Annotated in this window: 12 protein-coding genes; 9 read left to right on the top strand and 3 right to left on the bottom strand. The window is 64.7% G+C overall.

Features of this window, described 5'->3' with window-relative positions; all coding sequences use genetic code 11:
• Positions 1-101: 101 nt before the first annotated feature.
• Entirely contained in the window at positions 102-485 is a 384-nt protein-coding gene (locus tag BV95_RS21530) for an Arm DNA-binding domain-containing protein (RefSeq protein ID WP_162179776.1), read from the bottom strand.
• Between the two features lie 358 nt (positions 486-843).
• Here BV95_RS21530 and BV95_RS21525 point away from each other — a divergent pair, with 358 nt between their 5' ends.
• Together BV95_RS21525 and BV95_RS21520 are read left to right on the top strand one after the other, a co-directional pair.
• Positions 844-1383 (top strand): glycoside hydrolase family 108 protein, encoded by a 540-nt coding sequence (locus BV95_RS21525; RefSeq protein ID WP_037457138.1) that lies wholly within the window; start codon positions 844-846, stop codon positions 1381-1383.
• Between the two features lie 6 nt (positions 1384-1389).
• A complete protein-coding gene (locus tag BV95_RS21520; protein WP_037457134.1) occupies positions 1390-1656 on the top strand; it encodes a 3TM-type holin in 267 nt (88 codons plus the stop codon).
• Between the two features lie 7 nt (positions 1657-1663).
• On the opposite strand, the gene BV95_RS21515 is transcribed toward BV95_RS21520, so the two are convergent.
• Positions 1664-2578 carry a LysR family transcriptional regulator gene (locus BV95_RS21515; protein WP_037457151.1) on the bottom strand — a complete coding sequence of 305 codons (915 nt, stop codon included), beginning with the start codon at positions 2576-2578 and terminating at the stop codon, positions 1664-1666.
• Positions 2579-2675: 97 nt separating this feature from the next.
• Between BV95_RS21515 and BV95_RS21510 the strand changes: the two genes are divergently transcribed.
• A complete protein-coding gene (locus BV95_RS21510; RefSeq protein WP_037457130.1) occupies positions 2676-4187 on the top strand; it encodes an acetyl-CoA hydrolase/transferase family protein in 1512 nt (503 codons plus the stop codon).
• A gap of 623 nt (positions 4188-4810) precedes the next feature.
• Here the strand turns inward: BV95_RS21510 and BV95_RS21505 are convergent.
• The gene (locus BV95_RS21505; RefSeq protein WP_037457125.1) at positions 4811-5350 is read right to left on the bottom strand and encodes a hypothetical protein; all 540 of its coding nucleotides are present in this window, start codon (positions 5348-5350) and stop codon (positions 4811-4813) included.
• 323 nt (positions 5351-5673) lie between these two features.
• Here BV95_RS21505 and rpsM point away from each other — a divergent pair, with 323 nt between their 5' ends.
• The 6 genes from rpsM (at position 5674) to BV95_RS21475 (ending at position 11560) form a co-directional block, all read left to right on the top strand.
• On the top strand, positions 5674-6042 hold the full coding sequence (gene rpsM, locus BV95_RS21500) for a 30S ribosomal protein S13 (protein WP_007707977.1): 369 nt from the start codon (positions 5674-5676) through the stop codon (positions 6040-6042).
• 88 nt (positions 6043-6130) lie between these two features.
• Positions 6131-6520, top strand: coding sequence for a 30S ribosomal protein S11 (gene rpsK / locus BV95_RS21495; RefSeq protein WP_004208752.1), 390 nt, complete (start codon positions 6131-6133; stop codon positions 6518-6520).
• Between the two features lie 123 nt (positions 6521-6643).
• Positions 6644-7708 (top strand): DNA-directed RNA polymerase subunit alpha, encoded by a 1065-nt coding sequence (locus BV95_RS21490; protein ID WP_013847804.1) that lies wholly within the window; start codon positions 6644-6646, stop codon positions 7706-7708.
• Between the two features lie 208 nt (positions 7709-7916).
• Complete coding sequence (gene rplQ, locus BV95_RS21485) at positions 7917-8342, top strand: 50S ribosomal protein L17 (protein WP_037457120.1); 426 nt, start codon at positions 7917-7919, stop codon at positions 8340-8342.
• Positions 8343-8600: 258 nt separating this feature from the next.
• Positions 8601-10790, top strand: a complete 2190-nt coding sequence (locus BV95_RS21480; protein WP_037457119.1) for a prolyl oligopeptidase family serine peptidase — start codon at positions 8601-8603, stop codon at positions 10788-10790.
• Positions 10791-11056: 266 nt separating this feature from the next.
• Complete coding sequence (locus BV95_RS21475) at positions 11057-11560, top strand: hypothetical protein (RefSeq protein WP_037457147.1); 504 nt, start codon at positions 11057-11059, stop codon at positions 11558-11560.
• Positions 11561-11682 lie beyond the last annotated feature (122 nt).

Raw genomic sequence — 11682 nt, 5'->3', positions numbered from 1 at the left:
CCCATGAGACAAGGGAAAATACGGCTCGATCCGGCGCATCTGCGCCTCACTCAGCAGAAACGGAACATCCATCGGCAGCGCCTCCTAACGCTGCTATTGAATCAACCCATCACCCAATGCGCAAGCAATTTAACAGGTCCTGACCCTAGATAGCCTTCGGAGAATGTTTCGACATATGCAGTGAAGCCTTTGGTGTTGCGGATGCGCTCACGCTCCTTCTTTTCCACCATAGGGTCGACGCCCTGAGACACGAGAATGGACAGCCGCTCAGCCTCATCGCGCGCCTGAACTGGAGTCCACGGAGCGCCATAGCGCCCGATGGTCCATCGCTTGGTTTTGCTACCCCGTCCCCCGAGGCGATACTGGAAGAGGAACACCTTTCCGCCGGCGGGCGTGACCTTCAGACCGAAGCCGCTCAGATCCTCATCCCACAAGAAATAGTCTCGCTCGGCCTTATCAAGCGCGTCGATGGTCCGCTTGTTCAACTTACCCTGAGCCACCGAATCCACTCGCGCCAGCAATCACCTAGCAATCACGATAGCGTGGGCGGGCGTGAACATCAATGGAACAGCATGAAAAGGATTGACGCGCTGCCTTGACGATTCGGCAAGAATCCGGCAAACGGCCGACGCAGACCACAACACTGGGGGTGTGGGGGTCGGAGGTTCGAATTCCTCTCGTCCCGACCAAATCCATGAATGAAATCGTCAATTGAAACGGTTTCCTCAAACCCTCCCCTGAAATCCTATTTTTCCTATTTTGCGGGCGGCCGCGCTTTTGCGCTGTCCTACAGCGAACCAAATGGGATAAATAATCCGCCTTTCGAGCGAGGAGGGCGGTTTCATGGATGTTTCGGTGCTGATCGACGAGGTCATCGCGCGCGAGGGTGGGTATGGCAATCATCCGGCGGATCGCGGCGGGCCTACCAATTTCGGGATCACCCAGGCTGTGGCGCGGGCGAACGGATTCCTGGGCGACATGCGCGCCCTGCCCCGCAGCGTCGCGGTCGCGATTTATCGGCGGCTTTATTGGGAGAAGCCGGGTTTCGCCTTTGTCGCGGAGATTGCGCCTTCCGTGGCGGAGGAGTTGTTCGATACGGCGGTGAATATGGGGCCGGGGACCGCCAGCGGCTTTTTGCAGCGGGCGTTGAACGCGCTCAACCGCAACGAAGCGGATTATCCCGATCTGAAGGTCGACCAGTCGGTCGGAGGCAAGACGCTGGCGGCGCTGGGCGCCTTTCTGAAGCTGCGCGGGCGTTCGGGCGAGAAGGTGCTGCTGAAGGCGCTCGAAGCGCTCCAGGGCGAACGCTATCTGGCGCTGGCGGAAAGCCGACCGGCCAACGAAGCCTTTCTCTATGGCTGGCTGGCGAACCGGATCGGTTAGGGAGACATGGTCATGGCAAGACGAATCGCGGGGGACCGGTGGACGATGCGGGCGCGGCCGGCATTTCTTTATGTCATGTACGGGCTGCTGCTCTGGTCGGTGCCGCTGGGGCTGATCGGTGGGACGCGGCCCGATGTGGCGGCGGGGATCATCCGGGCGATGCATGCCTATTTCAACGCCCTGCCGGAGCCGCTCTACGCGCTCTTCGGCACCGGCTATCTGGGCTATACGGCGGCGCGGGCCTGGGGGAAGGCCAAGGGGGTGGAGCGGTAGGGGCTTTTTACCGTTTCTCGACTTCGCTCGAAACGAACGGGGGTTGAGGAATCCCCGGAAAGTTGGCCTTGAGGAAGTCCAGCACCACCCGCGCCTGCGGGGCCAGGCGTTTGTGGGAGGGGTGGACGGCCGCTATGTCGAGCGGGGCGATAACGCTGTCGGGGAGGACAGGCGCCAGCCGCCCCGCCGCAATATCGTCCCGCACCCGGACGGCGGGAAGCAAGGCGATGCCAAGGCCGCTGAGCGCGGCGCGATGGACCGCTTCGCTGCTGTCGCTGCGGAAGGCGCCGCCCACCACCCTTTCCCGCCCGTCGATCGCCCAGCGCGCGGGCACGTCGCCATAGGCATAGGCGATGCATTGATGGGCGGAGAGGTCTTCGGCCGAGGCTGGCATGCCGTGCACGGCAAGATAAGCGGGCCGCGCCACCAGCAGGCGGGGCAGCCTGCCCAGCGGATGGACCACCAGCCGGTCGTCGCCGACCGGGCCGACGCGCAGGGCGAGGTCCAGCCGGTCCTCCACCATGTCGCGTTGCCAGTCGGTCATGGCGCAATCGAACTGGAGCGCGGGATAGCGGGCGGTCAGTTCGCCCAGACGCTCCACATAATGGAGGCCGAGCGCGGTGGTGAAGCCGATGCGGACCAGCCCGCCCGGTTCGCCCCGCACCGGGCCGAAATCCCGTTCCGCCCCCTCCAGCGCGTCCAGCATGGCGCGGGCGTGGATCAGCAGGCGGTCTGCTTCGGGCGTGGCGATTAGCCTGCGGGTGGTGCGGTGGAAGAGGACCGCGCCGAAATACGCCTCCACCTGATCGAGGCGACGGGCGACGGTGGTGTGGCTGGCGTGCAGTTCTTCCGCCACGCGGGAGAAATTGGGTTTTTCGCAAAGACGGACGAATGTCCGCAAGGCGATCAACAGGTCCGACATTTGAACGGGACTCGCACAGATATTGTGCGGCTTATCCTTATTGTCTCCAGCCCGGAAAAGCCAGATGTCCTCCGCCAGGAATCGGAGAAGGATGCCCATGTCGAATCGCATCGCCCATGCCGGGCTGGCCGCCAAGCGCCGCACGGCGCAGGAGGCCGCCGCGCTGATCCACAACGGCATGGCCGTGGGGATGAGCGGCTTTACCGGGTCGGGCTATCCCAAGGCGGTGCCGCTGGCGCTGGCGGAGCGGATGACCGCCGCCCATGCGGCGGGGGAGGCTTTCCGGGTCAAGGTGTGGACCGGCGCGTCGACCGGGCCGGAACTGGACGGCGCGCTGGCGCAGGCCGACGGCGTGGAGTTCCGCCTGCCCTATAATAGCGACCCCATCGCCCGCGAGCGGATCAACAGCGGGCATATGCAATATTTCGACATGCATCTGAGCCAGGTCGCGCCGATGGCGTGGCAGGGTTTTCTGGGCGATCTGGACATTGCGGTGATCGAGGTGACGGGGATCACCGCCGACGGCGAGCTGATCCCGTCCGCCTCCGTCGGCAATAACAAGACCTGGATCGACCGGGCGAAGGGCGTGATCCTGGAGGTCAATCGCTGGCAGAACCCCGCGCTGGAGGGGATGCACGACATTTATTACGGCACCGCCCTGCCACCGCATCGCGTGCCCATTCCGCTGGTGCGCGCCGACCAGCGCATCGGCCAGCCGACCTTCCGCTGCGATCCCGACAAGGTGATCGCGGTGGTGGAGACCGACGCGCCGGACCGCAACGCCCCCTTCACCCCGCCGGACGACAAGGCGCGGGCGATTGCCGGGCATCTGCTGGAATTTCTGAGCCATGAGGTGAAGATGGGCCGCCTGCCCGCTTCGCTGCTGCCGCTGCAATCGGGGGTGGGCAATATCGCCAATGCAGTGCTGACCGGCCTGATCGACGCGCCGTTCGACAATATGGTCGCCTTTACCGAGGTGATACAGGACGGGATGCTGGACCTGCTCGACGCGGGCAAGCTGCGGACGGCGAGCGCGACGTCGCTGTCGCTGAGTCCAGAGGCGGCGGCGCGACTGAATGCGGACATGAGCCAGTATCGGGAGAAGATCATCCTGCGACCGCAGGAGATCAGCAACCATCCCGAACTGATCCGGCGGCTGGGCTGCGTTTCCATGAATGGGCTGATCGAGGCGGATATTTACGGCAACGTCAATTCGACGCATCTGATGGGGTCGCGCATCCAGAACGGCATTGGCGGGTCGGGGGATTTCGCGCGCAACGCCTTCCTGTCGATCTTCATGACGCCGTCGACGGCCAAGGGCGGGGCGATTTCCGCCATCGTGCCGCATTGCAGCCATGTCGACCATATCAATCAGGATGTGCAGGTGATCGTGACCGAGCAGGGTCTGGCCGACCTGCGCGGGCTGGCGCCCCGGCAGCGGGCGGAGGTCATCATGGAGAATTGTGCGCATCCGGACTTCCGGCCGATGCTGAAGGAGTATTTCCGGCGGGCTTTGGCGGGTTCCTATGGGTTGCAGTCGCCGATGCTGCCGGGGGAGGCGCTGGCATGGCACCAGCGGTTCATCGATACGGGGACGATGCGGGGGTAGGAATGGGGAAGTGGGGTGGTTTAAATCCTCCCTGCGCGCAGCGTGGGGAGGGGGACCGCGCGAAGCGTGGTGGAGGGGAAGGGGCACGACCTCCGAATTTCCCCTCCACCACTCGCTTCGCGAGCGGTCCCCCTCCCCATCTGTCGATGGGGAGGAATAGGATGGGTCCGCTCCCCACCCAAAAGCCGCTACAAAATGAGAGGGGCCGTTGGAGATCCCTCCAACGGCCCATCATTGACATGGTCAGCGGCCGGAAGTGCCGCCCAATCGGAAACGGTAGTCGCGCTGTTTTCCAGATATGGCGCTTCGTCCGCGGAACCGCGGTCGACAGTCACCTTATGTCTGCAAAACCGACGCTATGGCGTCGCTCAGCGGCGCGTTCCCCGAATGGACTTGACCGACCCCATTGCTGAACCATGAGACATCGGATCACCTCCTTTCGCTAGTTGAAGCCCCTATAGCCGTTCCCGGTACTGGTCCTTCGCCGCCTATGAGATGATATGTGAATCAGACGGGCCGCTACTTCAAGGCTTGTAAAATTCTTTTTTCGAATCATACTTCTACGTCCGCGTTTCGCAGGCGATTTGCTTCGAAATTTGCGGAAATCTCCTGAAATCAAAGATTTAGGCGCGACAATCCTCCACGACGCGGGCGACCTCCGCCCAGGCGGGCAGGATCAGCGCGGGCAGGCCCTGCACTTCCACCGCGAAACGGCCCCGGCTGTAGGCGATCTGGTCGAGCGTCGCGTCGCTGGCGGCGCGGATCGCCTGGGTCGCCGGAAGGGTTCCGGGGGCCGCATTGGCGGGCCAGTTCACCGCGCCGTAGCTGGTGCGCACCGTCATCGCCGCGGCCGTTGCGCCGGGGCGCAGCAGGACGATGCGACGCGCCGCCTTTTCGCAGCGGATGACGAACAGGCTGCTTTCCTGCTGCCCCCCTGCATCGACCCCGAACAGCGCCGCCGATCCGGCGCCGTCGACCTGATAGCGCCAGTCGCCGGGCGTGCTGGCGCGGTCCTGCCATTCGACCGGGGCGGGCGGCGGCGGCGCGGGTTGCGGCGCGGGAGCGGGCCGAGGAGCGGGCGCCGGGGCGGGCCGTTCGGGCGCGCTGACGCAGGAGGCCAGCAGGAGGGCGGCTAGGGGGACGGGAGACAGGGGAAAGCGCATCCCGCCTCCATGCCCCATCGAAAGCCATGGCATCAACCCGAAAAGGGCGGACAGACACGTCCGGCGGGGCCGGAGGCGCAAGCGCGGGGAAGCGCCGGATTTCACCGCTTTCACGCCCGCCCGTCATTGACAGCGGGGGGCCGAATCGCTAAGGGCACCCCTTCCCAATTCGCTGACGAGCGGCAGTGCAACGGCACTGGCCGTCTTTTTTGCGTCTTGGGGTCTATCGAATCGGCTGCGAATCCTTATGCATGGACTTTCGGCCCTGACGCTTTGAGATGGGGCGGCGCCAACCGCCCCGTGGAGCAGGAGTACAAAATACCATGGCACGTATTGCGGGTGTCAACATCCCGACCAACAAGCGCGTGATCATCGCGCTCACCTACATTCACGGCATCGGCCGCAAGACCGCCGTCGATCTGGCCGACAAGCTGGGCATCGACCACAGCCGCCGCGTCCAGGACCTGTCCGACGCCGAAGTGCTGCAGATCCGCGAAGCCATCGACGCCGACCTGACGGTCGAGGGCGACTTGCGCCGCGAGACCGCGATGAACATCAAGCGCCTGATGGACCTGGCCTGCTATCGCGGCCTGCGTCACCGCAAGGGCCTGCCGGTTCGCGGCCAGCGCACGCACACCAATGCGCGCACCCGCAAGGGCAAGGCGAAGCCGATCGCCGGCAAGAAGAAGTAATTCGTCCGGGGGACGAATTACTCCGCCGGAGGCAGCCCTCCCTGGGCACAGCCTCGGTCATTCAGATTTCTGTAGGAAGAGCTAAAAAATGGCACGCGAACCTCAGCGCATCAAGCGCCGCGAACGCAAGAACATCTCGGCCGGCGTCGCGCACGTCAACGCCAGCTTCAACAACACCATGGTGACCATCACCGACGCCCAGGGCAACGCGATCTCCTGGTCCTCGGCGGGCATGATGGGCTTCAAGGGCAGCCGCAAGTCGACCCCCTACGCCGCGCAGGTCTGCGCCGAAGACGCGGGCCGCAAGGCCGCCGAACATGGCGTGCGCACCCTGGAAGTCGAAGTGAAGGGTCCGGGTTCGGGCCGTGAATCGGCCCTGCGCGCCTTGCAGGCCGTCGGCTTCCACATCACCTCCATCCGCGACGTGACGCCGATCCCGCACAACGGCGTGCGTCCTTCCAAGCGCCGCCGCGTCTAACCGCCGGCGGTCAAGGTTTCGGCGGGCGGCGGACGCGTCGCCTGCTTGCCCATCTGCATCGGCCGGAACGTCCTGTTGGGTTCAGGATCTTAAGCGTTTCGGCCTCATCCCCAGGGGAAATACATGACTGTCAACATGAAGAACTGGCAGGAATTGAAGAAGCCCAACAGCCTTGAGATCAAGGTTTCGGGCGACGGCAGGCGCAAGGCGACCTTCGTCGCCGAACCTCTGGAGCGCGGCTTCGGTCTGACGCTCGGCAATGCGCTGCGCCGGGTTCTTCTGTCCTCGCTCCAGGGCGCGGCGGTCACCTCGATCAAGATCGAGAACGTCCTGCACGAATTCTCCTCGCTCGCGGGCGTGCGCGAAGACGTGACGGACATCGTGCTCAACATCAAGCAGGTCGCGCTGCGCATGGAAGGCGATGGTCCGCGCCGTCTCCAGCTTTCCGCCACCGGCCCCGCCGAAGTGCGGGCGGGCGACATCACCACCGTCGGCGACATCGAAGTGATGAACCCCGATCTGGTGATCTGCCACCTGGATCAGGGCGCGACGCTGAACATGGAACTGACCGCCGACGTCGGCAAGGGCTATGTCCCCGCCGTCGCCAACCGTCCGGCGGACGCCCCGATCGGCCTGATCCCGATCGACGCGCTCTATTCGCCGGTCCGTCAGGTCGCCTACAAGGTCGACAATACCCGCGTCGGCCAGGAACTGGACTATGACAAGCTGTCGCTGACCGTCGAGACCGACGGCACCGTCACGCCGGAAGACGCGGTGGCCTATGCCGCCCGCATCCTGCAGGACCAGCTCCAGCTCTTCGTCCACTTCGAGGACGCGCTGCCCGCCGCCGCTCCGGCCGCTGGCGCCGCTGCCGGCGGTTCGGCCAGCGAGGGCGAGAGCGACGCGAACCAGATCAACCGCTATCTGCTCAAGAAGGTGGACGAACTGGAACTGTCAGTCCGTTCGGCGAACTGCCTCAAGAACGACAACATCATCTATATCGGCGATCTGGTCCAGAAGACCGAGGCCGAGATGCTGCGCACCCCCAATTTCGGCCGCAAGTCGCTGAACGAAATCAAGGAAGTGCTGTCGTCCATGGGTCTGCGCCTGGGCATGGACATCCCCGGCTGGCCGCCGGAAAATATCGAGGAAATGGCCAAGAAGCTCGAACAGGAGCTGCTGGGCTGAAAAGAACATGCCGTTCGTCCTGAGTAGCCGCTGAGCGAAATCGAAGCGGTGTATCGAAGGACTGAGTGCAGCGCGAAGTGCTTCGATACGGGCCTTCGACTTCGCTCAGTTCCTACTCAGCGCGAACGGAGCAGGTGATAGGCACGACCTAAACTGTGCCTGGTCTGGGGTACCTGAAACGGCCCCTTAACGAACGAAGGAAGAAGACATGCGTCACAAGGTTGGTCATCGCAAGCTGCAGCGCAGCGCCGGGCATCGTAATTCGCTGCTCCGCAACCTCGCGGCTTCGCTCATCAAGCATGAGCAGATCCTGACGACCACGCCCAAGGCGAAGGAACTGCGTCCCTACGTCGAAAAGCTGATCACCCTCGCCAAGAAGGGTGGCCTGTCGAACCGTCGTCTGGCCAATGCCCGCCTGCAGGACGACACGCAGCTCACCAAGCTGTTCGAAGTTCTGGCCGAGCGTTACAAGGATCGCAACGGCGGCTACACCCGCGTGATCAAGGCCGGCATCCGCGCTTCGGACGCGGCGCCGATCGCGATCATCGAACTGGTCGACCGCGACGTCGATGCCAAGGGTCAGGATTCCGGTCCGGTCCAGAACGCCGACGCCGACGAGTTGGAAGCGGCCTGATCCGCTGACCGCTTGCGCAAGCGAAGTGATGAAGAGGGCCGCGGCTTCCGGAAGGAGGCGCGGCCCTTTTCTTTTTTGGGGCTTGCGGTGGGATGTTCCGGGCGTTGAGCTATTTGGTTAGCCCCCGCCCCCGGCCCTTCAAACGAGTCACGTGCCTCGCTTGAACCTGAAGAGGCGGTCGCAGAAATAGCCTTTGTTTTCTTGCCTTTCCGGGCCATGACAAGCCAGAGAATGGGAATGGGATTTCGGGGGGATCGGATGCGCGCCTTTGGCTGCTTTGCTTTGGCGGCTCTGTTGTCGGCGGCCCTCCCCGCCCATGCCGAGCCTGATGCGGCGCCAGATGCCGCGGTCGGCGCAAGGGGCGCGCCCAAGGCTTCGGAACTCCGCTATCCTGCCGCCCGGCGGATCGATCTGGTCGAGGATCATTTCGGGGTCAAGGTGACAGATCCCTATCGCTGGCTGGAAAATGACCTGCGCGGCGATCCGGCGGTGCGCGACTGGGTGGCGCAGGAGAACAGCCTCACCCGCCGCTTCATCGACGGCCTGCCGGGGCGCGACATCCTCAAGCGGCGCATGCAGGCGCTGTTCGCCCATGGCCGCTACACCATCCCGCGCAAGGCCGGGGGGCGCTATTTCTACGGCTATAATAAGGGTCTTCAGAACCAGACGCCGCTCTATGTGCGCGAAGGGCTGGCCGGGCCGCAACGGCTGCTGATCGACCCCAATGACTGGGCGGAGGACGGATCGGACGCGCTGGCGGAATGGATGCCCTCCCCCGACGGCCGTTTCCTGCTCTATGCCGTGCAGGAGGCCGGGAGCGACTGGCGCACGTTGAAGATACTGGATGTCGCGACGGCCAGGCCGCTGGACGACGCGGTGCAATGGGTGAAATTTTCCCAACTCGCCTGGGATGGGCAGGGTCAGGGCTTCTTCTATTCCCGCTTCGCCGCGCCGCAGGATGGAGCGGACCCGCGATCCTCCACCGTGGGGCAGCAGCTTTTCTATCATCGGCTGGGCACGCCGCAGGCGCAGGATCAACTGATCTACGCCACCCCCGACCAGCCCCGGCTGAGCCACACCGCGCAGGTGACGCAGGACGGCCGCTGGCTGGTGATCAGCAGTTTTCAGGGCACCGATCCGCGCCGCGAACTGCATGTCGCGGAACTGACCGGCGGCAAGGTGAAGGTCCGATCGCTGGTCCAGGGCATGACCAACGACTGGCGGCTGATCGGCAGCCGGGGGCCGACGCTCTATTTCATCACCGATCAATATGCCCCGCATCTGCGCGTCGTCAGCATCGACGCCCGCCGCCCCCGCCGCAGCAGCACGCAGGTCGTGGCCGAGCGCAGGGACACGCTGGCGGGCGGTTCGCTGGTGGGAGACCGGCTGATCCTGGCCTATCTGTCCGATGCGGAGACGGTGGCGGAGCTGATCGACCTGAATGGACGCAAGGTCAGCGACGTGCCGCTGCCCGGCATCGGCACGGCGGCGGGGTTCGGCGGGCGCGACGGCGATCCGGAGACGTTCTTCAGCTTTTCCGGCTTCACCACGCCGTCCAGCATCTACCGCTTCGACACGGCGACGCTGCGGTACGAACTGTTTGCACGGCCCGACCTGCCCTTCAATCCCGACGATTATGGCATCGAGCAGATCAGCTATCCGTCGAAGGACGGCACGATGATCCCGATGACGGTGATCCGCAAGAAGGCGCTGGCGCTGTCAAAGACGCCCGCGCCGACCATCCTCTACGGCTATGGCGGTTTCAACATCGCGCTGACGCCGGGCTATTCGGCGACGCGCATGGCCTGGCTGGAGCAGGGCGGCGTCTATGCCATCGCCAATCTGCGCGGTGGCGGGGAATTCGGCAAGGCGTGGCATGATGCGGGCCGTCTGGCCAACAAGCAGAATGTGTTCGACGATTTCATCGCGGCGGGCGAATATCTGAAGGCCAATGGCTATGCGAGCAAGGACGGGCTGGCCATCGAGGGGCGGTCCAATGGCGGGTTGCTGGTGGGCGCTGTGGTGAACCAGCGGCCTGATCTGTTTGCCGCCGCCCTGCCTGCGGTTGGCGTGATGGACATGCTGCGTTTCGATCGCTTCACCGCCGGGCGTTACTGGATCGACGATTATGGCTCGCCTGATCGGGAGGAGGATTTCCGGCTGCTCTACGCCTATTCGCCCTATCACAATATCATGCGCGGGAAGGATTATCCGGCGATCCTGGTGACGACGGGGGATACGGACGACCGGGTGGTGCCGGCGCACAGCTTCAAATATGCGGCGGCGTTGCAGGCGGCGGAACTGGGGCCGAAGCCGCGCCTGATCCGCATCGATACCAAGGCGGGCCATGGGTCGGGCAAGCCGGTCGACAAGCTGATCGATGAATATGCCGATAATTATGCCTTTGCGGCGCGGTTCACCGGGCTGCGGGTTGGGGATGGGCGGTAGGGAGAGCGGGCCTTATCCTATTCCTCCCCATCGGGAGATGGGGAGGTGGCGGCGCGTAGCGTCGACGGAGGGGAAAAGGCGCGACCTCCGAATTTCCCCTCCACCACTCGCTTCGCGAGCGGTCCCCCTCCCCACGCTGCGCGTAGGGAGGAAGTGGTTGTCGCTCGTGACCTGCTCCGCGCATGCGCCAAATGGAAGGCGTCGTTCAGCCCCCCGACAGCCATGCGGGCCTAGCCATCTGGCCGAACTGGTTGAGGATGCGGGTCATGGACAGGATGAGGTGGATGACGGGATCGCTGATGGTGCTGGCGTTGCTGACCGGCGGCGCGGCGTCGGCGCAGGGTTTGCCCCGGCTGAGCTATCCGCAGGACCAGGGCGATGTGGGGGATGAGGCGCAGCCGCCTGAGGACAGGGCCGATCCGCCCCGCGCCGACGATGATTTTTCCGATGTGGCCGGGGACGGCGCGGATGCCGCGCCCGGCGGTGAGCGCCTTGGGCAGCGCGATGATCCCGCCGATCGGGAAAGCGACGAGGCGATCACCTATTGCGCTCTTGCCGCCCGTGACGAGGCGGAGCGCGACGGCGGCTATGCCGAGGTGCGGCAGGTGCAGGAACCGCGTGAAACCCGCGGCGGATATGATGTGGAGGGCGATGTCGAGGTTCGGTCGGGCTGGCGGGCGCAGGATGGCACAGCGCGGCATTTCACCTGTTCTGTGCGGAACGGCCGGGTCGCGGATGTCTGGTTTCAGCGGGACCGGGGCGGGCGCTAGGCAGCGTGGACAAATTCAAGACCGCCGGACGGAGTGATTGGGTGGAGAGCCGTCATTCCCCCTCCCGCAGGCGGGAGGGGGTTAGGGGGTGGGCGCGAGCGGAGCGAGCTTCCGCCTTCTCG

Source organism: Sphingobium chlorophenolicum (genome assembly GCF_000722875.1).
GTDB lineage: Bacteria > Pseudomonadota > Alphaproteobacteria > Sphingomonadales > Sphingomonadaceae > Sphingobium > Sphingobium chlorophenolicum.
Note: the sequence above shows the minus strand (reverse complement) of the source record. Positions and strands in the feature narration are given on the sequence as shown.